This is a genomic window from Stenotrophomonas sp. YJH_SMC_54, assembly GCF_059368435.1.
In genome coordinates this window covers 140,767-167,413 of the sequence record NZ_JCAFRS010000005.1, presented here as the reverse complement: position 1 = coordinate 167,413, position 26,647 = coordinate 140,767, and the positions used below count along the sequence as shown (strand labels likewise).

General features: G+C 65.8%; 20 protein-coding genes. 10 read left to right on the top strand and 10 right to left on the bottom strand.

Going from position 1 to position 26,647, the window contains the following annotated elements:
• Positions 1-43: 43 nt before the first annotated feature.
• Complete coding sequence (locus AC5P5S_RS07875; RefSeq protein ID WP_062607383.1) at positions 44-595, top strand: DUF2939 domain-containing protein; 552 nt, start codon at positions 44-46, stop codon at positions 593-595.
• A gap of 103 nt (positions 596-698) precedes the next feature.
• Here AC5P5S_RS07875 and AC5P5S_RS07870 read toward each other — a convergent pair whose 3' ends face one another.
• From AC5P5S_RS07870 to AC5P5S_RS07860, 3 genes are all read right to left on the bottom strand, one after another.
• A complete protein-coding gene (locus AC5P5S_RS07870; RefSeq protein ID WP_005410242.1) occupies positions 699-1,643 on the bottom strand; it encodes a 5'-nucleotidase in 945 nt (314 codons plus the stop codon).
• 47 nt (positions 1,644-1,690) lie between these two features.
• Positions 1,691-2,464 carry an NAD kinase gene (locus AC5P5S_RS07865; protein WP_005410243.1) on the bottom strand — a complete coding sequence of 258 codons (774 nt, stop codon included), beginning with the start codon at positions 2,462-2,464 and terminating at the stop codon, positions 1,691-1,693.
• A gap of 190 nt (positions 2,465-2,654) precedes the next feature.
• The gene (locus AC5P5S_RS07860) at positions 2,655-7,631 is read right to left on the bottom strand and encodes an NAD-glutamate dehydrogenase (protein WP_043034706.1); all 4,977 of its coding nucleotides are present in this window, start codon (positions 7,629-7,631) and stop codon (positions 2,655-2,657) included.
• A 250-nt stretch (positions 7,632-7,881) separates the two neighbouring features.
• On the opposite strand from AC5P5S_RS07860, the gene AC5P5S_RS07855 reads away from it, so the two are divergent.
• Genes AC5P5S_RS07855 through AC5P5S_RS07845 form a run of 3 tightly spaced genes read left to right on the top strand, consistent with a single transcriptional unit; the run spans position 7,882 to position 12,995 of the window.
• Positions 7,882-8,538: a TetR/AcrR family transcriptional regulator gene (locus AC5P5S_RS07855; RefSeq protein WP_005410245.1), complete on the top strand. Its 657-nt coding sequence runs from the start codon at positions 7,882-7,884 to the stop codon at positions 8,536-8,538.
• Positions 8,538-9,806, top strand: coding sequence for an efflux RND transporter periplasmic adaptor subunit (locus AC5P5S_RS07850; protein ID WP_049448991.1), 1,269 nt, complete (start codon positions 8,538-8,540; stop codon positions 9,804-9,806). The genes AC5P5S_RS07855 and AC5P5S_RS07850 overlap by 1 nt, the downstream gene beginning before the upstream one ends.
• Positions 9,807-9,821: 15 nt before the next feature.
• Complete coding sequence (locus AC5P5S_RS07845) at positions 9,822-12,995, top strand: multidrug efflux RND transporter permease subunit (protein ID WP_005413921.1); 3,174 nt, start codon at positions 9,822-9,824, stop codon at positions 12,993-12,995.
• Between the two features lie 153 nt (positions 12,996-13,148).
• Here AC5P5S_RS07845 and AC5P5S_RS07840 read toward each other — a convergent pair whose 3' ends face one another.
• Complete coding sequence (locus tag AC5P5S_RS07840; RefSeq protein WP_231098239.1) at positions 13,149-13,511, bottom strand: hypothetical protein; 363 nt, start codon at positions 13,509-13,511, stop codon at positions 13,149-13,151.
• A 208-nt stretch (positions 13,512-13,719) separates the two neighbouring features.
• Between AC5P5S_RS07840 and AC5P5S_RS07835 the strand changes: the two genes are divergently transcribed.
• Complete coding sequence (locus AC5P5S_RS07835; RefSeq protein WP_062607385.1) at positions 13,720-14,637, top strand: hypothetical protein; 918 nt, start codon at positions 13,720-13,722, stop codon at positions 14,635-14,637.
• Between the two features lie 45 nt (positions 14,638-14,682).
• On the opposite strand, the gene AC5P5S_RS07830 is transcribed toward AC5P5S_RS07835, so the two are convergent.
• Entirely contained in the window at positions 14,683-15,831 is a 1,149-nt protein-coding gene (locus tag AC5P5S_RS07830; protein ID WP_059034788.1) for an acyl-CoA dehydrogenase family protein, read from the bottom strand.
• A 153-nt stretch (positions 15,832-15,984) separates the two neighbouring features.
• On the opposite strand from AC5P5S_RS07830, the gene AC5P5S_RS07825 reads away from it, so the two are divergent.
• The 4 genes from AC5P5S_RS07825 to AC5P5S_RS07810 all read left to right on the top strand — a co-directional run bounded on the left by AC5P5S_RS07825 (position 15,985) and on the right by AC5P5S_RS07810 (position 22,035).
• Positions 15,985-16,914 (top strand): ArsR/SmtB family transcription factor, encoded by a 930-nt coding sequence (locus AC5P5S_RS07825; RefSeq protein ID WP_005410251.1) that lies wholly within the window; start codon positions 15,985-15,987, stop codon positions 16,912-16,914.
• A 13-nt stretch (positions 16,915-16,927) separates the two neighbouring features.
• The gene (locus AC5P5S_RS07820; protein ID WP_012480774.1) at positions 16,928-18,019 is read left to right on the top strand and encodes a homocysteine S-methyltransferase family protein; all 1,092 of its coding nucleotides are present in this window, start codon (positions 16,928-16,930) and stop codon (positions 18,017-18,019) included.
• 57 nt (positions 18,020-18,076) lie between these two features.
• Complete coding sequence (metH, locus tag AC5P5S_RS07815) at positions 18,077-20,761, top strand: methionine synthase (protein ID WP_049448980.1); 2,685 nt, start codon at positions 18,077-18,079, stop codon at positions 20,759-20,761.
• 86 nt (positions 20,762-20,847) lie between these two features.
• Positions 20,848-22,035, top strand: a complete 1,188-nt coding sequence (locus AC5P5S_RS07810; protein ID WP_062607387.1) for an MFS transporter — start codon at positions 20,848-20,850, stop codon at positions 22,033-22,035.
• Positions 22,036-22,083: 48 nt separating this feature from the next.
• Here AC5P5S_RS07810 and AC5P5S_RS07805 read toward each other — a convergent pair whose 3' ends face one another.
• The 5 genes from AC5P5S_RS07805 to AC5P5S_RS07785 all read right to left on the bottom strand — a co-directional run bounded on the left by AC5P5S_RS07805 (position 22,084) and on the right by AC5P5S_RS07785 (position 26,044).
• Entirely contained in the window at positions 22,084-22,764 is a 681-nt protein-coding gene (locus AC5P5S_RS07805) for a DUF2058 domain-containing protein (RefSeq protein WP_005410255.1), read from the bottom strand.
• Between the two features lie 10 nt (positions 22,765-22,774).
• Positions 22,775-23,017, bottom strand: a complete 243-nt coding sequence (locus AC5P5S_RS07800; RefSeq protein WP_005410256.1) for a SlyX family protein — start codon at positions 23,015-23,017, stop codon at positions 22,775-22,777.
• Positions 23,010-24,359, bottom strand: coding sequence for a UDP-glucose dehydrogenase family protein (locus AC5P5S_RS07795; protein ID WP_005410257.1), 1,350 nt, complete (start codon positions 24,357-24,359; stop codon positions 23,010-23,012). Before AC5P5S_RS07795 ends, AC5P5S_RS07800 begins: the two co-directional genes overlap by 8 nt.
• A gap of 23 nt (positions 24,360-24,382) precedes the next feature.
• Positions 24,383-25,360, bottom strand: a complete 978-nt coding sequence (locus AC5P5S_RS07790) for an FKBP-type peptidyl-prolyl cis-trans isomerase (protein WP_005413927.1) — start codon at positions 25,358-25,360, stop codon at positions 24,383-24,385.
• A 96-nt stretch (positions 25,361-25,456) separates the two neighbouring features.
• A complete protein-coding gene (locus AC5P5S_RS07785; protein WP_062607389.1) occupies positions 25,457-26,044 on the bottom strand; it encodes a glutathione peroxidase in 588 nt (195 codons plus the stop codon).
• Positions 26,045-26,409: 365 nt separating this feature from the next.
• On the opposite strand from AC5P5S_RS07785, the gene AC5P5S_RS07780 reads away from it, so the two are divergent.
• Entirely contained in the window at positions 26,410-26,646 is a 237-nt protein-coding gene (locus tag AC5P5S_RS07780; RefSeq protein ID WP_062607391.1) for a hypothetical protein, read from the top strand.
• Position 26,647 lies beyond the last annotated feature (1 nt).

The window sequence follows — 26,647 nt, the reverse complement described above, 5'->3', positions numbered from 1 at the left end:
GCCGTTCACCACTGGCTGCCTCACTTGCGGCAGTCTGGACAGCATGAAGAAGCTCACTGCACTGGCCGTGCTGCTGGTCCTGGCCTTGGCTGCGTGGTGGTTCGGCGGCCCGTACATGGCCGTGCATGGCCTGTCCAAGGCCATCGAAGAACGCGACACGGCGCGACTGGAACGCTATGTCGATTTCCCTCGCGTGCGCAGCAGCCTGCGCGCCCAGCTCAACGATTATCTGGTACGCCAGGCCGGCCCGGATGTAGCGGCCAGCCCGTTCGGCGCCCTGCTCTACGGCCTCGGCGACCAGCTCGGCGGTGCAGCGGTGGAAACCATGGTGACCCCGACCGGGATCGGCGCAATGCTGCAGGGCCACCTGCTGTGGAAGCGCGGCCGCAATGAACTGCAGGGCGGTGATGCCTTCGGCGCGACCGAGCCGGCACGGCCATTGAAGAACGCCGAGCATCACTTCGAAGCGCTGGACCGCTTCGTGATCGACGTCGATCGCGGCCCCGACCAGCCGCCGATGAAAGTGGTGCTGGAACCGCAGGGCCTGCGCTGGAAGGTGGTGGATCTGCAGTTGGGGATGTCCGGCAGCCCGTGACGGGTCATGCCCTTCGACGGCGCTGCTTTCGGTAGGTGCCCACCTTGGTGGGCGCCGATGCATGGCAGTGCCAACCAACGGTTGGCACCCACCCGGCATGGTCTCACCCCTCGTTGGCGACACCGTGCGGTACGTGGCCGGCGGCCACGTGTTCGCGCGCACTGTCGATGTTGTGCTGCGAATCATCGAAGAAGATGTCGGCACCGAACGCCTGCAGGAACGGCCCCTTGTGGCGGCCGCCGAGGAACAGCGCTTCGTCGAGGCGCACTCCCCACTCGCGCAGGGTGCGGATTACGCGCTCATGCGCCGGTGCCGAGCGTGCGGTCACCAGCGCAGTGCGGATCGGCGCGCTCTCGCCGGCCGGGAACACTTCCTGCAGCGTATGCAGGGCCGACAGGAAACCGCGGAATGGGCCGCCGCTGAGGGGTTCGCGGGCCCGTTCACGCTCGTGCCGGCCAAACGCCTCCACGCCCTGCTCGCGGGAGATGCGCTCGCTCTCGTCACCGAAGATCACTGCGTCACCGTCGAAGGCGATGCGCAACTGGCCGGCCGGGCGACCGGTATCGATCTGGTCGGCCGCCGCGGCGGCGGTCTCGCCGGGCGGCTTGGGCAGGATGGTTGCCGCGGCGATGCCATGGCGCAGCGCGCTGCGCACCGATTCCGGGTTGGCCGACAGGAACAGGTCGGTGCCGAACGGCTTCACGTACGGCCAGGTCGGCTCGCCGGCGGTGAACGTCGCGCGGATGATGCCCAGGCCGTAGTGCTGGATCGAATTGAAGATGCGCAGGCCGGTATCGGCCGAGTTGCGCGACAGCAGGATCACCTCGACGCGAGGATTCTCCGGGCTGGCCCCCTGGTTCAAAGCCAGCAGCTTGCGCACCACCGGGAAGGCCACGCCGGGGCCGAGGATATCGTCCTCGTGCTGGCGCTGGAATTCGGCATAGGCCGCCACGCCGTCGCTCTCGAACAGCGCGTGGCTTTCCTCGAGGTCGAACAGCGCGCGCGAGGTCACCGCGACGGTCAGCAAACGGGGGGAGTTGTCGCCCATCGGTGGGGGTCCTTCAAGCGGTCGGCACGGCCGGCTGCCCATTGTCCTCAAAAAACGAACTGTTCGCTCAGGATCCGGTCTTCCAGGTTGTGCTCCGGGTCGAACAGCAGGGTCACGCGGCGGTCCTTCGACTCACGGATGGTCACCTCGACCACGTCGCGGGTCTCGTGCGAATCGGCAGTCACGCTGACCGGGCGCTTGTACGGATCGAGCACGCGGAAGCGCACTTCGGTATCGGCCTTCAGGATCGCGCCGCGCCAGCGCCGCGGCCGGTACGGGGCCAACGGCGTCAGCGCGATGGTGTGCGAGCCCAGCGGCAGCACCGGACCATGCGCGGAATAGTTGTAGGCGGTGCTGCCGGCCGGGGTGGCCACCAGCACGCCGTCGCCGATCAGTTCGGCCACGCGCTCCTGGCCGTTCAGATCGATACCGATATGCGCGGCCTGCCGGGTCTGGCGCAGCAGCGAAACATCGTTGTAGGCCAGCGAACCGGTACTGGTGCCGGACTCGGTCAGCGCCACCATTTCCAGCGGGCGCAGGTTGGCCGGTTCTGCGCGTGCGATGCGGGCCTGCACATCGTCGTCTCCACGGTACTGGTTCATCAGGAAGCCGACCGTGCCCAGCTTCATGCCGAACACCGGCTTGCCCAGGTGCCCATGCCGATGCAGGGTCTGCAGCATGAAGCCGTCGCCCCCCAGCGGGCACAGCACGTCGGCCTGCTCCGGCGCGTGATCGCCATAACGCGAGATCATCGCCGCGCGGGCCATCTGCGCGGGCTCGGCGGTGCTGGCCAGGAAAGCGATGCGGGGGGTGTCGCTCATCGGTGGATCCGGGTGGGTGTGCCTGCAAGAGCATACCCGGTAGTGCCGGCCGCTGGCCGGCAGCTGCACCCGGTTGCGGTTCATGCGGCTGCCGGCCAGCGGCCGGCACTACCGTGCAATGCAGAACGGCCCCGCTTTCGCGGGGCCGTTCCGGTTCACGCATGCCAGGCATGGCCTGGCACTACTTCACTTACGCGCCGTGTGCCGCCAGCTGGCCCAGGCGCTGCACCGCGACCGAAACGGTCGGGTAGTCCAGGGTCTTCTGCTCGGCCAGTTCGGCCAGCATCGCCAGGGTGAAGCGCAGGCTGTTGTCGTCGCGGCCCATCCAGGCTGCGACCTTGGCCTCCGCGCTGCTGCCCTTGGTGCCCAGCACCTGGCCGGCCAGGCTGCGGTGGTTGGCGGCCAGCTCGTCACGCAGCACGCCACGTGCCACGGCGTGCCAACGACCGTTGACCTCCAGCGCATCGACCTGCTCGAACAGCCACGGCAGCTGCAGGGCATCGCCCAGGCGGAAGTGGACCTTGGACACGTCCACCGGCTTCAGCTTGCGGGTGCGGGCCAGTTCGATGATGTCGAACGCCGGCTCCAGGAAGTGCAGTTCGGCCAGCTGCTGCGCCAGCGCGGACGGCAGGCCCTTTTCCTTCCACTCGGCCACCAGGGCTTCGTAGGTCGGACGCTGCGAATCCGGCAGCACACCCGAGGCAACGCGGATGTCGTTGAACGGACCCTGGTAGCGGTTGACCGCTTCAGTGATGCCCGGCATCGCGCCCGGGCGCGACAGCAGCCAACGCACGAACGAACGCTGCAGCTTCCAGATCACTTCCAGTGCGTCGATCTGCACCGACTCCGGCACCTTGCCGTCGAGTGCATCGATCTGCGCCCACAGCGCGCGCGCATCCAGCGTTTCGCGGCTGATGGTGTAGGCCTTGGCGACCTCGGCGATGGAACGGCCGGTGTCTTCCTGCATGCGCATCAGGAAGGTGGCGCCCATGCGGTTGATGGTCTGGTTGGTCACGGCCGTGGCGATGATTTCGCGCTTCAGGCGGTGACGCTCCATCGCGTCGGCGTACTTCTTCTGCAGCGGGGTCGGGAAGTAACGCTGCAGTTCCTTGGACAGGTACGGATCTTCCGGGATGTCCGATTCCAGCAGCTGGGCGAACGCCACCAGCTTCGAGTAGGACAGCAGCACCGACAGTTCCGGGCGGGTCAGGCCCTGGCCGCGTGCCTTGCGCTGGGACAGCTCGGCGTCGGACGGCAGGAACTCGATCTGGCGATCCAGCAGGCCCTGCTGTTCCAGGGTACGGATGAAGTGCTGCTTGGAACCCAGGCGCTTGACCGCCATCCGCTCCATCAGGCTCAGCGCCTGGTTCTGGCGGTAGTTGTCGTTGAGCACCAGCTCGGCGACTTCATCGGTCATCGAGGCCAGCAGCTTGTTGCGCTGCTCGACGGTCAGCTTCTTGGCCCGCACTACATCGTTGAGCAGGATCTTGATGTTGACTTCGTGGTCGGAGGTGTCCACACCGGCCGAGTTGTCGATGAAGTCGGTGTTGAGCAGCACGCCGGCCTGGGCGGCTTCGATGCGGCCCAGCTGGGTCATGCCCAGGTTGCCGCCCTCGCCCACCACCTTGCAGCGCAGCTCGCCACCGTTCACGCGCAGGGCGTTGTTGGCGCGGTCGCCGACATCGCTGTGCTGCTCGCTGGCAGCCTTCACGTAGGTACCGATGCCGCCGTTCCACAGCAGGTCGACCGGTGCCTTCAGGATCGCGCTCATCAGATCGTTCGGCGACAGCGCCTTGACGTTGTCATCCAGGCCCAGCGCTTCACGCACCTGCGGGGTGATCTCGATCGACTTCAGGCTGCGCGGGTACACGCCGCCGCCCTTGCTGATCAGCTTGGCGTCGTAGTCCGCCCAGCTCGAACGTGGCACGGTGAACAGGCGCTCACGTTCGACGAACGTGGTGGCCGCATCCGGGTTCGGGTCCAGGAAGATGTGGCGGTGGTCGAAGGCAGCGACCAGGCGGATGTGGCGCGACAGCAGCATGCCGTTGCCGAACACGTCGCCGGACATGTCGCCGACGCCGACCGCAGTGAAGTCCTGGGTCTGGCTGTCACGGCCCAGCGCGCGGAAGTGGCGCTTGACCGATTCCCACGCACCGCGTGCGGTGATGCCCATGCCCTTGTGGTCATAGCCAACCGAACCACCGGAGGCGAACGCATCGCCCATCCAGAAGCCGTGCGCGATGGCCAGGCCGTTGGCGATGTCGGAGAAGGTCGCGGTGCCCTTGTCGGCGGCCACCACCAGGTACGGATCGTCCATGTCGTGGCGCACGACATCCACCGGCGGCACGATCTTGTTGTTGACGATGTTGTCGGTGATGTCCAGCAGGCCCTGGATGAACAGCTTGTAGCAGGCCACGCCGTTGGCGAAGATCGCGTCGCGGTCGCCGTTCACCGGCGGGGTCTTGGCGAAGAAGCCGCCCTTCGCGCCGACCGGCACGATCACGGTGTTCTTGACCATCTGTGCCTTGACCAGGCCCAGCACTTCGGTACGGAAGTCTTCGCGACGGTCCGACCAGCGCAGGCCACCACGGGCGACCGCGCCGAAGCGCAGGTGGGTACCTTCCACGCGCGGGCCGTAGACGAAGATCTCGCGGTACGGGCGCGGCTTCGGCAGGTCCGGCACCAGCGCCGAATCAAACTTGAAGCTGATGACATGGCCGTGCTGGCCGTTGGCATCGGTCTGGTAGTAGCTGGTGCGCAGGGTCGCGTCGATCACGCCCATGAACGAGCGCAGGATGCGGTCCTCGTCCAGGCTGGACACACGGTCCATCAGCTTCAGCAGCGCATCGCGCGCGGCCTGCATCTGCGCGTCGCGGTCACCCTTGCGGGCGTCGACCACGGTCTTGAGCACCTTCAGGGTGGCGTCGTCGCCAGCAGCCAGCACATCGAAGTGGGCCTTCAGCTGGGCCTGGCCGGCGGCGATGTCGTCCTTGCTCTCGTGGCCGGTAGCCGGATCGAAGCGCGCTTCGAACAGCTCGACCAGCAGTCGGGCCAGCAGCGGGTAGCGCGCGAAGGTGCCTTCCACGTAGGCCTGCGAGAACGGCACGCCGGTCTGCAGCAGGTACTTGCAGTAGCCACGCAGCATGGCGACCTGGCGCCAGTGCAGGCCGGCAGCCAGCACCAGGCGGTTGAAGCCGTCGTTCTCGGCATCGCCGTGCCAGACGCGGGCAAAGGTCTCGCCGAAGGCTTCATCGACGCTGGCGGCATCGATCGCGCCGGCGGTCGATTCGACCTCGAAGTCCTGCACGTACACCGGGGCGTTGTCGACCGACAGGCGGTACGGACGCTCGGCGATCACGCGCAGGCCCATGTTTTCCATCATCGGCAGCGCGTCCGACAGCGGGATGTCGTCCAGCTGGCGATACAGCTTCAGGCGCAGGCCATCACCGCTTTCGCGCGGCACGGTCTGCAGGCTCAGGCGCAGGTCGTCCGGGCCGGTCAGGGCATCAAGCTGGCTGACATCGTTGGCTGCAACCGCGGTGCTGTTGTCTTCGATGTAGCCGGCCGGCAGCGCCTTGCCGATACGCGCGGCGATGCGCAGGCCTTCGGTCTCGCCGTGGCGGGCCACCAGCGCTTCGCGCAGGTCGTCCTGCCAGTTGCGCAGCACCTGGGCCAGCTTCTGCTCCAGTTCGGCGGTATCAACGTCGAGCATTTCACCCGGCTTCGGGCGCACGATCAGGTGAACCTGGGCCAGCGGCGATTCGCCCAGCACCACCGAGCTGTCCACGTACTCACCGTGCAGCGCGTCCTTCAGCATCGCCTCGATGCGCAGGCGCACGTCGGTGTTGAAGCGCTCGCGCGGCAGGTAGACCAGCGCGGAGATGAAACGGCTGTACTTGTCGCGGCGCAGGAACAGGCGGCTGCGCACGCGTTCCTGCAGGCCCAGCACGCCCATCGCGGTGCGGAACAGTTCGTCCTCGCTGGACTGGAACAGTTCTTCGCGCGGCAGGGTTTCCAGGATGTGGCGCAGGGCCTTGCCACTGTGGCTGGCCGGGGCCAGGCCGGACTGCTTCATCACGTGCTCGTGGCGCTGGCGCACCAGCGGGATCTCCCACGGGCGGCGGTTGTAGGCGCTGGAGGTGAACAGGCCGAGGAAGCGCTGCTCGCCGATGATCTTGCCCTTGGCGTCGAATTCCAGCACGCCGATGTAGTCCATGTAGCCGGCGCGGTGCACGCGCGAACGGGCATTGGTCTTGGTCAGGATCAGCGCGTCCTTCAGGCCGGACGTGGCGTTCAGGCCCTGCGCGGCCAGGGTCTTGACCGGGCGGGCCGCGGACTTGTCCTTGCCGCGCATCAGGCCCAGGCCGGTGTCGTTCAGCGGCGCAAGTACGTCTTCCTTGCCCTGCTTCTCGACGCGGTACTCGCGGTAGCCGAAGAAGGTGAAGTGGTTGTCGGCGGCCCAGCGCAGGAACTCCTGTGCTTCCTTGCGCGATGCATCGTCGACCGGCAGCTGGCGCTTGCCCAGGTCGTCGGCCAGCGCCAGTGCCTTGTCCTTCATCGGCTGCCAGTCGCGCACGATCGCGCGCACTTCGTCCAGCGCCTTGTTGATGGCCTGTTCGATGGCGGCCATGGCTTCGGCCGGCTGGCGGTCGATCTCCAGCAGCATCACCGACTCGGCATCACCCTCGCCGACCTTGACCAGCTTGCCGGCCTTGTCGCGGGTGAAGCGCAGCACCGGGTGGCCCAGCACGTGGACGCCCACGCCCTGCTCGGCCAGCGACATGGTGACCGTATCGACGAGGAACGGCATGTCATCGTTGACGATCTGCAGCACGGTGTGCGGCGATTCCCAACCGTTGGCCTTCGCGGTCGGATTGAACACGCGGACGTTGGCCTTGCCGGCCTTGCGGGCACGCGCGAATTCCAGCGTCTCAGCCGCGAGAGCGGCCCACTCTTCAGCGCTGTGGTGCGGGAACTCGTCCGACTCCATGCGCTTGTAGAAGTCAGTGGCAAAGGCCACTGCTTCGGCCTGTGCGGCCGCGGGGTAGCGCTTGCGCAAGGCCGTGTACACCGGCTCCAGGGAGAAACCAGCGGTCACTGCGACCTCCGACTCTGCTGGTTTCGTCTTGTTCTTCACGGTCTTGGCTGCGGTTTTTTGCGGTTTCATGGCAGAGCGATGCGCTTGCTCAGTTGGGAAAATGAAATTGTAGCCCTACCGCGCGAAAAGGCCTTGCTGCAGGACGGAATAAGCAGATTCGGGTTTGCTGCGGTTCAAACGCCTATTCAGTTCGCACCGGTATGGTGCTGGCGCCTGTTTCAGCACTGCCGGCAGGATCGGCAAAACGTGTTACCGGAAGACACACGCGGCGACGCCGACGCGATTCCACAATCCTGAACTGGACGGTATAGTCCACCGCGTGAACCCGGCCTACCTACCCGTTGCCCTCGATGCACGCGATGAGCGTGTGTTCGACGCCGTACGCGAACTGCTGGCCCAGCAGGGCATGCAGATGAGCATGGAGGCGGTGGCCCAGCACGCTGGCTGCTCCAAGCAGACCCTGTACTCGCGCTACGGCAGCAAGCAGGAACTGCTGCGCCGGGTGATGCAGCGCCACGTCGGCCACGCTACCGGCGCCATGGTTCGTGCACTCCGCACTGACGACCTGCGTGCCAGCCTGCTCCAGTTCGCCACCGACTTCCTGGAGCACTTCAACCAACCGCACGTGGGCCAGGCTTGCCGGCTGATCGCCGCCGACGCGGCCCAGTTTCCCGAAGAGGCGCGTACGCTGTACCGGCACGGAGCCGGCGCACTGACGCTTCATCTTGCTGAATGGATTGAAACCGTTTGCATGCGTGGCCAGCTCCGGCATGACGACCCGCACTTCATGGCCGAACTGCTGCTGAGCATGATTGCCGGTCAGGATTTCGACAAACAGCGTTTCCATACCCCCCATCGTGATGACGCGCGGCTGCGTCGGCGCTGGGCAGAGTTCTCCGTCGACAGCTTCCTGCGCGCCTTCGCGCCTCAGCCGTCGCCGGCCCCGTCTTCAAACCAACCCCGGAGTTCCTCCTGATGACCGCCCCACTCCGCACCCTTGCCTTGACGTGCGCCGTTGCTGTCGCGCTGGCTGCCTGCAAGAAGCCGGAACAGCAGACGCCCCCGCCGCCGGAGGTGGGCGTGATCGACGCCAAGCCGCAGACCCTGCCGCTGCAGCGCGAGCTGGTCGGTCGCCTGTCGCCGTTCCGCAGCGCCGACGTGCGCGCGCGCGTGCCGGGCGTGCTGCTCAAGCGCGTCTACCAGGAAGGCTCGCAGGTCAAGCAGGGCCAGACCCTGTTCCTGATCGACCCGGCGCCGCTGCGTGCCTCGCTCAACGCCTCCGAAGCACAGCTGGCCTCGGCCCGCGCGACCTACGCCAACGCCAAGGTGGCCGCCGACCGTGCACGTTCGCTGGCGCCGCAGCAGTTCGTCTCCAAGTCCGACCTGGACAACGCTGAATCGGCCGAGCGTACCGCGCTGGCGGCGGTCAAGCAGGCCGAAGCAGCGGTGACTTCCTCGCGCATCAGCCTGGGCTACACCGAAGTAACCGCACCGATCAGCGGCGTGGCCAACAAGCAGCAGGTCACCGAAGGCGCGCTGGTCGGCCAGGGCGATGTGACCCTGCTGACCACCGTCGACCAGCTCGACCCGCTGTACGTGAACTTCTCGCTGAGCGTGGACGAGCTGACCCAGCTGCGCGCGCAACAGGCCAAGGGCGCGCTGGCGCTGTCGGGCGACGGCAAGGCCACGGTGAACGTCAAGCTGGCCGATGGCAGCACCTACAGCGAGCCGGGCACCCTGGACTTCTCCTCGACCACGGTCGACCCGGCCACCGGTGCGGTGTCGTTGCGTGCGTTGCTGCCGAACCCGCAGCAGATCCTGCTGCCGGGCGCCTTCGTCAGCTTCCAGGCCAACCTGGGCGAACGCAACAATGCCTTCCTGGTACCGCAGCAGGCCCTGCTGCGCGACACCACCGGCGGCTACGTGATGGTGGTCGGCGCCGACGGCAAGGTCGTGCGCAAGAACGTGAAGACCGATGGCGCGCAGAACGGCAACTGGCTGGTCAGCGACGGCCTGGCCGCCGGCGACAAGGTGATCGTGGCCGGCGTGCAGAAGGTCAAGGAAGGTGCACCGGCGGTGGCCAAGCCGTGGACCCCGGGGCAGGACGCCAACGGCAAGCCGGCCGCAGGCGGCGCCGCTCCGGCGGGCACCGCACCGGCTGCTGGCAAGGCACCGGCCGACGCGGCCAAGCCCGAGCAGGCCGATGCGGCCAAGCCGGCCGCCACCGATTCGAACAAGCAGTAACGGGAACCTTCCGTCATGCCTAAATTTTTCATCGAACATCCAGTCTTCGCCTGGGTGGTGGCGATCCTGATCTCGCTCAGCGGCGTGATCGCGATCCTCAACCTGGGCGTGGAGTCCTATCCCAACATCGCCCCACCGCAGGTCACCGTCTCGGCCACCTACCCGGGCGCCAGTGCCGACACCACGGAAAAATCGGTCACCCAGGTGATCGAGCAGCAGCTGACCGGTATCGATCACCTGCTGTACTTCAGCTCTTCCTCGTCGTCCAACGGCCGTGCGCAGATCACCCTGACCTTCGAGACGGGTACCGATCCGGATATCGCCCAGGTGCAGGTGCAGAACAAGGTCTCGCTGGCCACGCCACGACTGCCTTCGGAAGTGACCCAGCAGGGCGTGGTGGTGGCCAAGGCCAACGCCGGCTTCCTGATGGTGGTGGCGCTGCAGTCCGATACCCCGACCATCAACCGTGATGCGCTGAACGACATCGTTGGTTCGCGCGTGCTCGACCAGGTCTCGCGTATCCCCGGCGTCGGCAGCACCCAGCAGTTCGGTTCCGAGTACGCCATGAACATCTGGCTGAACCCGGAAAAGATGCAGGGTTATGGCCTGTCGGCCAGCCAGGTGCTGGCTGCGGTGCGCGCGCAGAACGTGCAGTTCGCCGCCGGTGCGCTTGGCTCGGATCCGTCGCCGGAAGGCCAGCACTTCACCGCCACGGTCTCGGCCGAAGGCCGCTTCAGTTCGCCGCAGGAGTTCGAGAACATCATCCTGCGCGCCAACGCTGACGGCTCGCGGGTGCTGTTGAAGGACATCGCCCGCGTTGCCTTCGGTGCCAACAACTACGGTTTCGACACCCAGTACAACGGCAAGCCGACCGGTGCCTTCGCCATCCAGCTGCTGCCGGGCGCCAACGCCCTGAACGTGGCCGAGGCGGTGCGCGCCAAGATGGACGAGCTGCAGCCCAGCTTCCCGGCCGGCGTGACCTGGTTCTCGCCGTACGACAGCACCACCTTCGTCAAGATCTCGATCCAGGAAGTGGTCAAGACGCTGTTTGAAGCAGTGTTCCTGGTGTTCCTGGTGATGCTGATCTTCCTGCAGAACTTCCGCGCCACGCTGATCCCGACCCTGGTCATCCCGGTGGCGCTGCTCGGTACCTTCCTGGGCATGTGGATGATCGGCTTCACGATCAACCAGCTGACCCTGTTCGCGATGGTGCTGGCGATCGGCATCGTGGTCGATGACGCGATCGTGGTGATCGAGAACGTCGAACGCATCATGACCGAGGAAGGCCTGGCGCCGAAGCCGGCCACGCAGAAGGCGATGACCCAGATCACCGGCGCGGTGGTGGCGATCACCGTCGTGCTGGCTGCGGTGTTCATCCCGTCCGCCCTGCAGGGCGGCGCCGCCGGTGAGATCTACAAGCAGTTCGCCCTGACCATCGCCATTTCGATGGCGTTCTCGGCGTTCCTGGCGCTGGGCTTCACCCCAGCGCTGTGCGCGACCTTCCTGAAGCCGACGCACAACGACAACCCGAACATCGTCTACCGCACCTTCAACAAGTACTACGACAAGATCAGCCACACCTATGTCGGCCACATCACCTCGGCGGTGCGCCATGCGCCGCGCTGGATGATCCTGTTCGTGGTGCTCACCGCACTGTGCGGCTTCCTGTTCACCCGCATGCCGGGCAGCTTCCTGCCGGAAGAAGACCAGGGCTATGCGCTGGCGATCGTGCAGCTGCCGCCGGGCTCGACCAAGGGCCAGACCAACGAAGTGTTCGCGCAGATGCGTGGCATCCTGGAAAAGCAGGATGGCTATGAAGGCATGCTGCAGGTGGCCGGCTTCAGCTTCGTCGGTTCCGGCGAGAACGTCGGCATGGGCTTCATCCGCCTGAAGCCGTGGGAGGAACGCAAGTTCACCGCGCCCGAGTTCATCCAGAACATGAACGGCGCGTTCTACGGCATCAAGGAAGCGCAGATCTTCGTGGTCAACCTGCCCACCGTGCAGGGCCTTGGCCAGTTCGGCGGCTTCGACATGTGGCTGCAGGACCGCAGCGGTGCCGGTTACGAGCAGCTGACGCAGGCCCGCAACATCCTGCTCGGCCAGGCCGCGCAGAAGCCGGACCACCTGGTCGGCGTGCGCCCGAACGGCCTGGAAAACGCGCCGCAGCTGCAGCTGCATGTAGACCGCGTGCAGGCGCAGTCGATGGGCATGTCGGTGTCGGACGTGTACAGCACCATCCAGCTGATGCTGGCCCCCGTGTACGTCAACGACTTCTTCTACGAAGGCCGCATCAAGCGCGTGACCATGCAGGCCGATGGTCCGTACCGCACCGGCCAGGAATCGCTGAAGAGCTTCTACAGCCCCTCCAGCCTGACCAAGAACGCCGATGGCACCAATTCGATGATCCCGCTGAACACGGTGGTCAAGTCCGAATGGGTGTCGGCACCGCCGTCGCTGAGCCGCTACAACGGCTACTCGGCGATCAACATCGTCGGCTCGCAGGCCCCGGGTACCAGCTCGGGCGAGGCGATGCAGACCATGGAGAGCATCGTCAACGACGACCTGCCGGCCGGCTTCGGCTACGACTGGTCGGGCATGTCCTACCAGGAAATCCTGGCTGGCAACGCGGCGACGCTGCTGCTGGTGCTGTCGATCGTAGTGGTGTTCCTGTGCCTGGCCGCGCTGTATGAGAGCTGGTCGATCCCGGTGGCAGTGCTGCTGGTGGTGCCGCTGGGCGTGCTCGGTGCCCTCGGCCTGTCGATGCTGCGCGGCCTGCCAAACGATCTGTTCTTCAAGATCGGCCTGATCACCGTGATCGGCCTTGCGGCGAAGAACGCGATCCTGATCGTGGAGTTCGCGGTGGAGCAGCGCGCCGCCGGCAAGAACCTGCGCGATGCCACCATCGAAGCGGCCCGCCTGCGTTTCCGCCCGATCCTGATGACCTCGTTCGCGTTCATCATGGGCGTGATCCCGATGGCGATCTCCACCGGCGCGGGCGCCAACTCCCGCCACGCCATCGGTACCGGCGTGATCGGCGGCATGCTGTTCGCCACCCTGCTCGGTCTGTTGATGATCCCGGTGTTCTTCGTGGTCGTGCGCCGCATGCTGGGCGACAAGCTGGATGAACCGTCCAAGGAGTTCATGGAACGCCAGCGCGACGCGGATGCAGCACACCGTCCGGATCGTTGATCCAGCGGTGAACTGAAACGAGAAAGGCCCCGGAGCGATCCGGGGCCTTTGTTGTTGCCGCTTCTGGATCCATGCCGCCCCAGGTTGGCATCTACCGGGGCAACGGCATACCCGGTAGTCGCCAACCTTGGTGGGCGCTGTCCGGGCAGCGTCTCAGCGCAACACTGCGATCACCACGCATGCCGCCACAATCGCCAGTGCAGGCCATTGCATCGGCAGGAAGAAGAAGTGATGCGGAGCATGCTGCCCAGGTGCACGCGGCTTTCGATTGAGCACGAAACCCAGCACCGTGTTGATTGCCGAGCCAAGGCCGAACGCCAGCAGGACCTGACTGAGTGAAGTATTGCCGCGACCTACCGCTGGATCCGGGAACAGGATGAGGATGAGCAGCACGGCAGCGATCGGTGTGAGCAGGGTCAGCAGCCCTGCGCCTCGATAGATGAGCATGTGGTGGCGTCCATGAACGGTGGAGCATTCTGCGACCAAGGAGCGGGAATGCCAATGGACCGTTGGCATGTCGACTGCCCGGAGACCGGTCGCATACGGCCTGTACTGAAAAGTCCCTTCCACTGCTGCGCCGACAACGAGGCGCTCAAGGCGTCTACCGGTTTCGCATAAGGCTCCCGCTTTGGATTCCTGGGCGCGCAGTAGTGCGGCACGCCCGGATCGTTGCTATCCAGATACCTCCACGGCAATCGATCCGATGCCGCCCAGGAGACAGTTCATGGAAAGAGCACCACTACGACGCTTCAGCCGCCCCGCCCTTCTGCTTGGTGCGCTCTTCGCGGCCAGCAGCGTCCAGGACGCACATGCGGCAGGCGTTCTCGTCTGCGACAACTGTCGCGATCCACGCGCGCTGGCGCTGTCCTCGGGCACGGGGCCCACCATCGTCGCCGACTTCCAGCAGCGCCGGCTCCATGGTTTCGATGTGGAATACGATCGCGAGCTGCGTCGCTATCGCGCCACCAGGGCGCAGATTCCCGGGCCAATCAACGCATCCTTCAATCGGATCATGGGGATGCTCGACAACAACGTGCCAACCGTACAGTTCGCGCCGCGGCAGTGGGCCGGAAGAGGAGTCCAGTACGAGGTTCATCCTGATGACCCGCAATACGCCAACGGCATAGGCTTCCCGGAAGAGCACAAGAACCTCAACGCCTACGATGTCGTGCAGATGGCAACCGAGCGATTCAGGCTGGAGAGCGCCATGGGCAAGGCATTCACTGGCGCCACGACATCGTCGAGGGCCTGGAACAGCATGGCGATATTCCTGTCCTCGATCGGCCTGAGCTTCGTCAGCAAGGCCCTCGGAATCGACGGTGCAATCTACAGGATCACCTGGCGCGATGGCTCGAAGACTACGCTGGTCATCGTCTCTTCGTCAGTGGACACCGCCAGATACGTGCAAGGCCAGAGCAAGGACGCCAATGGCAACATGATTCCCGACGGCGCGGCAACCAGCCCCGGCCTGGCCCAACACTTCGCCGGCACCTACAACTTCAACAGCCGGGACGATCTGGATCGATGGATCGACTCCGGTCGCCTCTATGGGATGAACATGTTCCCCGGCGCTCCACCTGAGTCGCTGCAGATCGTCTGTGAATGGAACGGAACGGATATCGTTTGCCGATTGCCACGTTGATCGCACAAGGGAAACGGGGCGGCAATCGCCGCCCCGTCGCGTCCATCAGCGCAACCCGGTCTCGTTGCGCGCGATCACCAGGCGCTGGATCTCCGAGGTGCCCTCGTAGATCTCGGTGATCTTGGCATCACGGAAGTAACGCTCCAGCGGCATCTCCTTCGAGTACCCCATGCCGCCGTGGATCTGCACCGCCTGGTGCGTGATCCACATCGCTGCTTCCGAAGCGGTCAGTTTGGCCACCGCTGCTTCGGTGCTGAAACGCTTGCCCTGGCCCTTCACCCACGCGGCACGCAGGGTCAGCAGCAGCGCTGCGTCCAGCTTGCACTTCATGTCGGCGATCTTGGCCTGGGTCATCTGGAAGGTGCCGATGGCCGCGCCGAAGGCCTTGCGCTCCTTCACGTATTCCAGGGTCGCCTCATAGGCGGCTCGGGCGATGCCGATGGCCTGCGAGGCGATGCCGATGCGGCCAGCATCGAGCACGCTCATGGCGATCTTGAAGCCCTCGCCTTCCTGGCCCAGCACGTCTTCGGCCTTCGCCACGTAATCGTTGAACTCGATCTCGCAGGTGGCCGAAGCGCGGATGCCCAGCTTCGGCTCGGTCTTGCCGCGACCGAAGCCCGCCTTGTCGGTATCGATGAGGAAGGCGGTGATGCCGCGCGCGCCCTTGTCCGGCTCGCTCATCGCGAACAGCACGATGTACCTGGCCACCGGGCCGGAGGTGATCCAGCTCTTCTTGCCGTTGATGACGAAGGTGCCGTCGGCCTGCTTCACCGCGCGGCAGCGCATGGCGGTGGCATCGGAGCCGGACTGCGGCTCGGTCAGCGCGAACGCGCCGATGGCCTCGCCCTCGGCGATGGCACGCACGTAGGTCTGCTTCTGCTGCTCGGTACCGTGGGTGAGGATGCCGTTGCAGAACAGCGAGTTGTTGACCGACATGATGGTCGAATGGGCTGCGTCGGCGGCGGCGACCTCCACCATCGCCAGCACGTACGCAACCGGGTCCATGCCCGCGCCACCGTATTCGGTCGGCACTTCGATGCCCATCAGGCCGTTCTCGCCCAGCAGGCGGATGTTGTCGAGCGGGAACTCGCCGGTACGGTCATGGTGCTCCGCGCTCGGGGCGATCTTCTCCTGCGCGATGCGCCGCGCAACGTCCTGCAGCATCAACTGCTCTTCGGTAAAGCTGAAATCCACAACACCCTCCCGGGTACATGAAGTTATGGGCTACATACGGCGCGCCCAGGTGTCCCGATTGTACCGGGGCCCGGCTGTTTCCGTACGCTGGCGACTTGACCGCGACGAGCCCTTTCAGCGAATATATCTCTATATCGCGATAGGTAGATATTTATGGATCTTGAAGACTGGTCGACCCGCCTGAAGGTGTTCGCCGATGCGACCCGCGTGCGCCTGCTGGCGCTGCTGGAGCAGGAGGAACTGACCGTGGCCGAACTGTCGGCGATCACCCGGCTGGCACAGCCACGCGTGTCCACCCACCTGGCGCGCCTGAAGGAAGCCGGCCTGGTCCGCGACCGCCGTGCCGGCGTATCGGCCTATTACCGCTTCGACGAGGCCCAGCTGGACCCGGCGCAGCGTGCATTGTGGCATGCCTTGAGCAACGGAAGCGATGACCCGCTGCTGCGCCAGGACGCTGAACGCGTCGCTGCCGTGCTGGCCCACCGCGCCTCCGACCAGAACTGGGCCGACAGCGTGGCCGGCGACATGGAACGCCACTACTCCCCGGGGCGCACCTGGGAAGCCCTCGCCCGCACCGCGCTGCCGCTGCTGGAGACCGGCGACGTGCTGGACATCGCCTCTGGTGACGGCGTGCTGGCCGAACTGGTGGCCCCGCATGCCAAGCGCTACATCTGCATCGACACCAGCGCGCGCGTGGTCGCCGCCGCCAGCGAGCGCCTGCGCCGTCTGCCCAACGTGGAAGTGCGCGAGGGCGACATGCATGCGCTGCCCTTCAAGGACAACAGTTTCGATCTGGTAGTGCTGATGCACGCGCTGACCTACGCCAGCAAGCCGGCGCAGGCGGTGACCGAAGGCGCGCGCGTGCTGCGCCCGGGCGGGCGCCTGCTGCTGTGCAGCCTGGCCCGCCACGAACACAAGGCCGCGGTGGAAGCCTACGGCCACGTCAACCTCGGCTTCAGCGACAAGGAGCTGCGCAGGTTCGTCGACAAGGCCGGCCTGCAGGTATCCAGCCTGGAGACGGTCACCCGCGAGAAGCGTCCGCCGCACTTCGAAGTGATTTCGCTGATCGCCCACAAACCCTGAGCCCGAGAACGCCATGCCTGCCCTGCCCTGGTTGCATCCTGAGCGTGCCAACGCCCTGCTCGACGCCCTGCGCGAGCGGATCCTGATCATCGACGGTGCGATGGGCACGATGATCCAGCGCCACGGCCTGCAGGAAGACGATTACCGTGGCGAACGCTTCGCCGGCGGTTACGATCACAGCCATGGCCCCGGCTGCGACCACGGCACGCCGGAGGGCCATGACCTGAAGGGCAACAACGATCTGCTGCTGCTGACCCGGCCGCAGATCGTCGCAGACATCCACACCGCCTACCTGGAAGCCGGCGCGGACCTGGTCGAAACCAACACCTTCAATGCAACCTCGGTCAGCCAGGCCGACTACCACCTCGAACACCTGGTGTACGAGTTGAACAAGGCCGGCGCTGCGGTCGCGCGCACCTGTTGTGACGCCGTGGCCGCAACCACCCCGGGGAAGCCGCGCTTCGTGATCGGGGTGGTCGGCCCGACCAGCCGCACCGCCTCGATCAGCCCGGACGTAAACGATCCGGGCTTCCGCAACACCAGCTTCGACGAACTGCGCGACACCTACCGCGAAGCCATCGAGGGCCTGATCGACGGCGGCGCCGACACCATCATGGTCGAGACCATCTTCGACACGCTCAACGCCAAGGCCGCGCTGTATGCGCTGGAGGAAGCGTTCGATGCGCGCGGCGCGCGGTTGCCGGTGATGATCTCCGGCACCATCACCGACGCTTCCGGTCGCACCCTGTCCGGGCAGACTGCGGAAGCCTTCCATGCCTCGCTGGCGCATGCTCGGCCGCTGTCGATCGGGCTGAACTGCGCGCTGGGCGCCGATGCGATGCGACCGCACGTGGAAACCCTTGCGCAGGTCGCCGACTGCTACGTCAGCGCACACCCCAATGCCGGTCTGCCCAATGCCTTCGGCGAGTATGACGAGACGCCGGAGGACATGGCCAGCACCCTGCGAGGCTTCGCCGAAGATGGCCTGCTGAACCTGGTCGGCGGCTGCTGCGGCTCCACGCCCGACCATATCCGCGCCATTGCCGCGGCTGTGACCGGGCTGCCGCCGCGCGCACTGCCCGGCACCCGGGAGCAGGCCGCATGAATGTCGCCGCCACCGTTCCGCACTTCCCGCCCTATTGCTGCTGAGCCGACGCCTGCCATGACGCCTGTCCGCCCTACCCGCCTGTCCGGCCTGGAACCCCTGGTCATCACCCCGGACCTGCTGTTCATCAACGTCGGCGAACGCACCAACGTGACCGGCAGCGCGCAGTTCCGCAAGCTGATCAAGGAAGGCCGCTACGAAGAAGCGGTGGACGTGGCCCGCCAGCAGGTGGCAAGCGGCGCGCAGATCCTCGACGTCAACATGGACGAGGGCCTGATCGATTCGGAAGCGGCGATGACCCGCTACCTCAACCTGATCATGTCCGAGCCGGACATCGCCCGCATCCCGGTGATGGTCGACTCCTCCAAGTGGAGCGTGATCGAGGCCGGCCTGAAGTGCCTGCAGGGCAAGAGCGTGGTCAACTCGATCTCGCTGAAGGAAGGCGAGGCACTGTTCCGCGAGCACGCGCGCAAGGTCCTGCGCTACGGTGCTGCCGCGGTGGTGATGGCCTTCGATGAAAGCGGGCAGGCCGATACCTGCGCGCGCAAGGTCGAGATCTGCACCCGCGCCTACCGCATCCTGGTCGACGAGATCGGCTTCCCGCCGCAGGACATCATCTTCGATCCGAACATCTTCGCCGTCGCCACCGGCATCGAAGAACATGACAACTATGCGGTGGACTTCATCGAAGCCACCCGCATCATCAAGCAGACGCTGCCGCACTGCCACGTCTCCGGTGGTGTCTCCAACGTCTCGTTCTCGTTCCGCGGCAACGAAACGGTGCGCCAGGCCATCCATTCGGTGTTCCTGTACCACGCCATCGCCGCCGGCATGGACATGGGCATCGTCAATGCCGGTGCCATGCCGATCTACGATGAGCTGGAGCCGGAGCTGCGTGAGCGCGTGGAGGATGTGATCCTCAACCGCCGCAGCGATGCCACCGAACGCCTGCTGGAGATCGCCGAGCGCTACAAGGGCAGGAAGGGTGCGGCGAAGACCGAAGACCTGGCCTGGCGCGACAAGCCGGTGGCGCAGCGCCTGGCGCATGCACTGGTGCACGGCCTGGATGCCTTTGTCGAGGAAGACACCGAGCTGGCCCGGCAGGCCTCCAGCCGCCCGCTGGACGTGATCGAAGGCCCGCTGATGGACGGCATGAACATCGTCGGTGACCTGTTCGGCGCCGGCAAGATGTTCCTGCCGCAGGTGGTGAAATCCGCGCGTGTGATGAAGAAGGCCGTGGCCTACCTGCTGCCGTACATCGAGGCGGAGAAGGCGCGCAGCGGCGACACTGCCAAGAGCAACGGCAAGATCATCATGGCCACGGTGAAGGGCGATGTGCATGACATCGGCAAGAACATCGTCGGCGTGGTCCTGGCCTGCAACAACTTCGAGGTGGTCGACCTTGGCGTGATGGTGCCGGCGCAGAAGATCCTCGATGCCGCGCGCGAGCACAACGCCGACCTGATCGGCCTGTCCGGTCTGATCACTCCCTCGCTGGAGGAGATGAGCCACGTCGCCCGCGAGATGGAGCGCCAGGGTTTCAATCTGCCGCTGCTGATCGGCGGCGCCACCACCTCGCGCGCGCACACCGCGTTGAAGATCGACCCGCACTACAAAGCGCCTACGGTGTGGGTGAAGGACGCCTCGCGCGCGGTCGGCGTGGCCCAGTCGCTGATCTCGCGCGACCTGCGCGAAGCCTTCGTTGCCGCCAACGAGGCCGACTATGCCGAGATCCGGGCACGGCACCGCAATCGTGGCGATGCCAAGCGCCTGGTGTCGCTGGAACATGCACGCGGGCAGAAGTTCCAGGGCGACTGGGGGAACTACACGCCGCCCGCACCGAAGCAGCCGGGCCTGCACGTCTTCGATGACTATCCGCTGGCCGAGCTGGTCGAGTACATCGACTGGACGCCGTTCTTCCAGGCCTGGGAGCTTGCCGGCAAGTTCCCGGCGATCCTCACCGACGAGATCGTCGGCAGCCAGGCCAGCGAGCTTTACCGCGATGCCCGCGCGATGCTCGACCGCATCGTCGGCGAGAAGTGGCTGACCGCCAAGGCCGTGTTCGGCCTGTGGCCGGCCAACAGCGTCGGCGACGACGTGCGCGTGCAGCACCCACAGGGCGAGACCACCCTGCACTTCCTGCGCCAGCAGGTGGACAAGCCGGCCGAGCGCCCGGATTTCTGCCTGGCCGATTTCATCGCCCCGACCGACAGCGGCAGGCAGGACTGGATCGGCGCGTTCGCGGTCACCGCCGGCATCGGCATCGATGCCCACGTGGCGCGCTTCGAAGCCGAGCATGACGACTACAACGCGATCCTGCTGAAGGCGCTGGCCGACCGCTTCGCCGAAGCCCTGGCCGAGCGCCTGCATCAGCGCGTACGCACGGAATTCTGGGGTTATGACCAGGCCGAGACGCTGGACAACGACGCCCTGATCGATGAGCAGTACCGTGGCATCCGCCCCGCCCCCGGCTATCCGGCGTGCCCCGAGCACAGCGAGAAGCGGCGCCTGTTCGATCTGCTGCGGGCCGAGGCCAACGCCGGCATGGAACTGACCGAGAGCTTTGCGATGCTTCCGACCGCCGCAGTGTCGGGCTACTACTTCAGTCATCCGCAAAGCCAGTACTTCGTGGTCGGGCGCCTCAGCCGCGAGCAGGTCACCGACTACGCCCGGCGCAAGGGCGTGGAGCGCGCCCAGGCCGAGCGCTGGCTGGCCTCCAACCTCGACTACGATCCCGAATGACCCGAAAAGGGGACGGAGGGGATTAAGTCGTTTGTGCCTCAAACGACTTGATCCCCTCCGTCCCCTTTTTGCTTCATCATTCCGCGATGACCGTTCCCGTTGCCCGTCTTTCCAGCTTCTACCTGTTCTATTACGCGGCGCTGGGCGCGTTCACTCCGTACTGGAGCCTGTTCCTCACTGCACGCGGGATGAGCGTGACCGCCATCAGCGTGATGATGGGGCTGTGGTATGCCACACGCGTGGTTGCACCCAGTGCCTGGACCTCGCTGGCAGCCACCTCACCGCGGCCGATCCGACTGTTGCGCATCGGCTGCGTGCTGACCCTGATCAGCTTCGCCGCATTCCTGCTGCCTCTGCCGCAGCCATGGATGTATCCGGCGATGATCGTGTTCTGCTTCTTCTACAACGCGGTGATGCCGCAGTTCGAGTCGATCACCCTCACCCATCTCGGCAGCGACAGCCATCGCTACGGCCTGATCCGGGTCTGGGGTTCGCTTGGGTTCATCGCCATCGTCACCCTGTTCGGCTGGCTGATCGAAGGTGACGGCACCGCCGGCCGCGCCGGGCTGCTGCCCTGGATGATGCTGCCGCTGTTCGTCCTGCTGGTCGCCTCGGCCTTCAGCAACCACTACGCACGCGACATCGGCAGGACCGGCGGCGATGCCAGCGGCTTCTGGCAGATCGTGCGCCGCCCGCCGGTGCTGGCGTTCTTCCTGGCCGCTTTCATGGAGCAGCTCTCGTTCGGCCCGTACTACACCTTCTTCTCGGTCTACATGGACCACCACGGCTATCGCACATCCACGCTCGGCCTGCTCTGGACCATCGGCGTGGTGTTCGAAGTGGGCGTGTTCTTCACCATCGGCCGCTTCTTCCGCCGCTATGACGCCAGCTGGATGCTGCTGATCGCGCTGGTCAGTTCCTGCCTGCGCTGGGCCGTGACCGCACTGTTCCCGGAAAACCTGCCGGTGATGCTGCTGGCGCAGACCGCGCACGCGCTGGGCTTTGCCGCGTTCTTCGCCGCGGCGATGCAGATGCTGGCGATCTACTTCCCCGGACGCCTCAATGGCCATGGCCAGGGCCTGCTGTACGGTTTCTCGTCCGGTGTCGGCGGCGTGCTGGGCGCGCTCATCGCCGGCCAACTGTGGAAGATCGACGAGGGACGCACGGCCTTCCTCGCAGGTAGCGGATTCGCTCTGGTCGGCGCACTGCTGTGCTTCTTCGCGCTGAGCCTGCCGTTGATCCGTGCACGCCACAGCACTGCGCGCGTCCGGTAACGAAAACGCCGGGCAATGCCCGGCGTTTTCATCGTGCAGCAGGTGCAGTTACCAGACCAGGTCGTCCGGTACCTGGTACTGCGGGTCCGCGTAGGGATCTTCCTCGGCAGGCGCGTTCGGATCGACCTTCAGTGCCACCGATGCGGCAAACACCGCTTCGGACTGTGCCAGCACTTCGGCGGTCACCAGCAGGTAACGGCCATTGAGCTGGACCACGCCCAGCTCACCGGCATTGAGCGCGGTCAGCTGTTCGGCGGTCACGTAGATGCGCTTGATCTTGCCGCCATACGGGAAGTGGCGAGCGATATCAGCCGCCTCGGAGTTCAGGCCCTTGTCCTTCAGCAGTTCTTCCAGCTTGGCCTTCGCCTCGCGGCGCACGCGTGCTTCTTCCTGCTTCAGGCGCTCGGTCTCGATGCGCTCCTCCTTCTCACGCTGCGCACGGATGGCATAGGCCTTGGCCAGATCCATCTCTTCGGCGCTGCGCGGCTTGCGCGGGCCCTGCTGGCCCGGGCCACGCGACTGGCCGGGCCTGCCCGGGCCACCGTGGCCATGCCCGCGACGCTCACCGGGCTTGTGCTCGCCCTTGCCAGCGCCCTGCGGCTTTCCATTGCCGTTGCCACCCTTGCCCTGCGGGCGGCCATCACGGCGGGGGCCATCATTCTTGCGCTCGGGCTTGGGCGCGGGCTTGAAGCCCAGGCCCATCAGCTGGTCGCGGAGGGTATCGCTCATAGGATTCGGATCAGTAGTGCGGCGGCGGTGGTTCGCTCGCCGGATCGGAAGAATTCAGTGCGTTGCGGACCTTGCCCAGGTCCTCCAGCAGCACACGCAGCACGTCGGCGTTGCGCATACCCTGCATGCGGGCATCGGCCAGCGCATCGCTCAATTCGGCAAGCGCCTGTTCCTGGAAGGACACGCGCATTTCCAGTTCGACCAGGCGCGCTTCCAGCGCCTGCTCGCGTTCGGTCGGCAGCAGGTCAGACATGCAACGAACGCCCCCGGCCAATGCCGTAGTACGCCAAGCCGGCAGCTTCCACTTCGGCAGGATCGTACAGATTGCGCCCATCGAACACCGCCGCGTCCTTCAGCTGCTCGCGCAGCTTCTGGAAGTCGGGGCTGCGGAACTGCTTCCACTCGGTGACCACCACCAGCGCGTCGGCCCCTTCGAGGGCCTCATCAGCACTGCTGCAGAACACCAGGTCATCGCGCTCGCCGAAGATGCGCTGCGATTCATGCATCGCTTCCGGGTCGTAGGCACGCACCGTGGCACCGCCCTCCCACAGCTGCGCCAGCAGGCGACGGCTGGAGGCTTCACGCATGTCGTCGGTGTTCGGCTTGAAGGCCAGGCCCCACACGGCAAAGGTCCTGCCGCGCACGCCTTCGTCCTCGCCCTTGTCGTAATGACGCTGGATGAGGGCGAACAGGTGGCCCTTCTGCGCATCGTTGACCGCTTCCACCGCGTTCAGCAGCTTCGGCTCAAGACCATGCTGCTGGGCGGTGCGGGCCAGCGCCTGCACGTCCTTGGGGAAGCAGGAGCCACCGTAGCCGGCGCCCGGGTAGATGAAGTGCCAGCCGATGCGCGGGTCCGAGCCGATACCCTGGCGGACCTGCTCGACGTCGGCACCGACGCGCTCGGCGATGTTTGCGATTTCGTTCATGAACGAAATCTTGGTCGCCAGCATCGCGTTCGCCGCGTACTTGGTCAGCTCGGCCGAGCGCACGTCCATCTCCACCACGCGGTCGTGGTTGCGGTTGAACGGCGCATACAGACGACGCATCACCGCGACCGACTCCTCGCTGGTCGCACCAATGATGATGCGGTCCGGGCGCATGCAGTCGGCGACCGCGTCGCCTTCCTTCAGGAATTCCGGGTTGGACACCACGTCAAAGGTAATGTCCGCGCCACGCGCGGCAAGCTCTTCAGCAATGGCCGCACGCACCTTGTCGGCGGTGCCCACCGGCACCGTCGACTTGTTGACCACCACGGTCGGCACGCTCATGTGCCGGCCAATGGTACGGGCCACGGCCAGTACGTACTGCAGGTCAGCGCTGCCGTCCTCGTCCGGCGGGGTACCGACGGCGATGAACACCACCTGGCCATGCGCGATCGCGGACGCGGCATCGGTGGTGAATGCCAGCCGCGACGCGGCGTGGTTGGCCTTCACCATCGGCTCCAGGCCGGGTTCATAGATCGGGATGATGCCCTGGTTGAGGCCATCCACCTTGGCCTGGTCGATATCGACGCAGACCACCTGATGACCGACATCGGCCAGGCAGGTACCGGTCACCAGACCCACATAACCGGTACCGAAAATCGCAACGCGCATGTCCGTGCAGGCTCCGTGGTGGCTTACGGCAGGACGCCCAGCAGCTCGACGTCGAACGTCAGAGTCGCGTTCGGGCCGATCGGGCCACCCGGCGTGCCGTTCTCGCCATAAGCCAGATTGCCCGGGATCCAGAAGCGGTACTTCGAACCGACCGGCATCAGCGCAACGCCCTCGGTCCAGCCCTTGATCACCTGGTCCAGGCCGAACTCGGCCGGCTGACGACCATAGGAGCTGTCGAACACGGTGCCGTTGAGCAGCTTGCCTTCATAGTTCACGCGCACCTTGCTGCTCGGCAGCGGGCGCTCGCCGCTACCCGGGCGGATGACCTGGTACTGCAGGCCCGAGGCCGTCGTCACGACGCCCGGCTGGGTCTTGTTCTTGGCCAGGAAGGCATTGCCTTCTTCGCGGTTGGTCTGCGCAGCAGCGGCAGCCTTGGCCTGCATTTCAGCCTGCTTGCTGCCCATGAAGGCCTGGATGGTGGCGGTCGCGTCAGCTTCCGTCATCTTCGGCTGGCCCTTGGTCAGGCCGGTGCTGATCGCGTCAAACAGCGAGGCAACATCGATGTCGTCCTTCAGCTGCGCCAGCGACGGGCCCACAGAGTAGGAACCGATCATCTGCGACACCTTGACGCGGTCGACCTTCGGCGGCTGCGAACCCGGCGCCATGCCCGGCACCTGCTGGCCGCTGCGGGCCATCACGACCTGGCGCAGGGCCGCGTCGGTGGCCTTGGCCTGTTCCTGGGTGATCTGCGGCTGCAGGCCTTCGAACGAACGCTCCACGGCGGTGCGCAGCGCGGCCACGTCGATCTCATCGGCGATCGGGGTGAACGACTTGGCCACGTCCAGGCCGATGGCGTAGCCGAGCTTCTGCTTGGGGGAATTCAAGGTTGCGGTCTCCTTGGCGGCTGCGGGGGCAGCCGATTGTTGCGACAGAGCGACACCTGAAGTGCCCATCGCCAGAATCAGAACCGACGCCGCGGCGCCGCGCATTCCCATCTTCATTCGCTGCATTCCTGGAAGTGTCTGGGCGCCGACGTCGGCGCGAAAAGAAGCATTGTCGCACGCATGCCGTCGATGTCGAGGCATCCGTGCCGGATATCAATGTGCGGCCGCTGTGGCCAGCGCCTTGTCGATGGCCGCAGTCAGCTGCGGATCATCCGGCGTCACCTTGCTGGCGAACTGGGCGATGACCTTGCCATCGCGGCCGACCAGGTACTTGTGGAAATTCCAGCCCGGGGCCACGCCGGTGGCCGCGGTCAACCGTTGATAGAGCGGCGTCGCCTCCGCACCGACCACGTGCACCTTCTCGAACATCGGGAACTTGACCCCGTAGGTGAGCGTGCAGAAATCCTGGATCTGCTTCTCGTCACCGGGCTCCTGGCCCTTGAAATCGTTGGACGGGAAGCCGAGCACGGCAAAACCTCGGCCGGCATAGCGCTTCTGCAGCGCCTCCAAGCCTTCGTACTGAGGGGTATAGCCGCACTTGCTTGCGGTATTGACCACCAGCAGCACCTGTCCGTGGTAGCGCTGCTGCAGGTTGACCTGCTGCTTGCTGGCCAGCGGGCGGTAGTCGAGGTCGAGAAGATCGGCCGCCAGCACGTGGGTGGAACCGGCCAGGCCGGCTACCAGCAGGGTCAGCAGGGACAGGCCGCGCAGGCGGCGCGGCATAACGGTCGGCAAAGGCATCGAGAGCAGTCCGCGGTGGCCATTCACAGGGCCGGCCGGTAGCGGCCGGAGTCGGCCGAACTATAGCACCGGGCCCCCTTCCCCCTTGCTGCAAGGGGCGCCTGTGGCTTTGCGCGGCGTGGCGCTTTCCTGCACGACCCGCCAGCAACGGCGCAGTAATGACATAGCATGGACAACGCTGAATGGAAGGCGGGCCTGGGTCGGCCCGCGCCAGAACCGGATTTCCCTTCCGAATCAATCGGATAAACGGATATTTCAGCGATTTGACCACCCCTGCCATCAGTTGGGGACGGCAAGGGGTTGCACGTAGGCGTGCCGGTGTTATAGTTGCATACAACACCAGTCACCTGAGACAGGGGGAAGCCATGAACGCCCGGATCCGTCGCAACCTCACCGCACCCGCGGCCGCTGCTGTTTCGACCCTGATCGTGCTGGCCTGGCTGGCCACGCCCACCGCCCCCGCCTCGTCCGACAGTGCGCAGGATGCAATCGCTACACCGGCCGGGAACGCCGATTCCTCCCCCCCTCCCCCGCGTCGGCTGCACAGCTCCCTGTCCATGCCGTATTTCTCGTTCGCCCAGCCGCTGACCCCACGGAGCTGAA

What these genes read in the sequence shown, in the direction of transcription:
- AC5P5S_RS07875 (WP_062607383.1), top strand. Translation starts at nt 44, where the DNA reads ATGAAGAAGCTCACTGCACTGGCCGTGCTGCTGGTCCTGGCCTTGGCT.
- AC5P5S_RS07870 (WP_005410242.1), bottom strand. Translation starts at nt 1,643, where the DNA reads ATGGGCGACAACTCCCCCCGTTTGCTGACCGTCGCGGTGACCTCGCGC.
- AC5P5S_RS07865 (WP_005410243.1), bottom strand. Translation starts at nt 2,464, where the DNA reads ATGAGCGACACCCCCCGCATCGCTTTCCTGGCCAGCACCGCCGAGCCC.
- AC5P5S_RS07860 (WP_043034706.1), bottom strand. Translation starts at nt 7,631, where the DNA reads ATGAAACCGCAAAAAACCGCAGCCAAGACCGTGAAGAACAAGACGAAA.
- AC5P5S_RS07850 (WP_049448991.1), top strand. Translation starts at nt 8,538, where the DNA reads ATGACCGCCCCACTCCGCACCCTTGCCTTGACGTGCGCCGTTGCTGTC.
- AC5P5S_RS07845 (WP_005413921.1), top strand. Translation starts at nt 9,822, where the DNA reads ATGCCTAAATTTTTCATCGAACATCCAGTCTTCGCCTGGGTGGTGGCG.
- AC5P5S_RS07840 (WP_231098239.1), bottom strand. Translation starts at nt 13,511, where the DNA reads ATGCCAACGGTCCATTGGCATTCCCGCTCCTTGGTCGCAGAATGCTCC.
- AC5P5S_RS07835 (WP_062607385.1), top strand. Translation starts at nt 13,720, where the DNA reads ATGGAAAGAGCACCACTACGACGCTTCAGCCGCCCCGCCCTTCTGCTT.
- AC5P5S_RS07825 (WP_005410251.1), top strand. Translation starts at nt 15,985, where the DNA reads ATGGATCTTGAAGACTGGTCGACCCGCCTGAAGGTGTTCGCCGATGCG.
- AC5P5S_RS07820 (WP_012480774.1), top strand. Translation starts at nt 16,928, where the DNA reads ATGCCTGCCCTGCCCTGGTTGCATCCTGAGCGTGCCAACGCCCTGCTC.
- metH (WP_049448980.1), top strand. Translation starts at nt 18,077, where the DNA reads ATGACGCCTGTCCGCCCTACCCGCCTGTCCGGCCTGGAACCCCTGGTC.
- AC5P5S_RS07810 (WP_062607387.1), top strand. Translation starts at nt 20,848, where the DNA reads ATGACCGTTCCCGTTGCCCGTCTTTCCAGCTTCTACCTGTTCTATTAC.
- AC5P5S_RS07805 (WP_005410255.1), bottom strand. Translation starts at nt 22,764, where the DNA reads ATGAGCGATACCCTCCGCGACCAGCTGATGGGCCTGGGCTTCAAGCCC.
- AC5P5S_RS07800 (WP_005410256.1), bottom strand. Translation starts at nt 23,017, where the DNA reads ATGTCTGACCTGCTGCCGACCGAACGCGAGCAGGCGCTGGAAGCGCGC.
- AC5P5S_RS07795 (WP_005410257.1), bottom strand. Translation starts at nt 24,359, where the DNA reads ATGCGCGTTGCGATTTTCGGTACCGGTTATGTGGGTCTGGTGACCGGT.
- AC5P5S_RS07790 (WP_005413927.1), bottom strand. Translation starts at nt 25,360, where the DNA reads ATGAAGATGGGAATGCGCGGCGCCGCGGCGTCGGTTCTGATTCTGGCG.
- AC5P5S_RS07785 (WP_062607389.1), bottom strand. Translation starts at nt 26,044, where the DNA reads ATGCCTTTGCCGACCGTTATGCCGCGCCGCCTGCGCGGCCTGTCCCTG.
- AC5P5S_RS07780 (WP_062607391.1), top strand. Translation starts at nt 26,410, where the DNA reads ATGAACGCCCGGATCCGTCGCAACCTCACCGCACCCGCGGCCGCTGCT.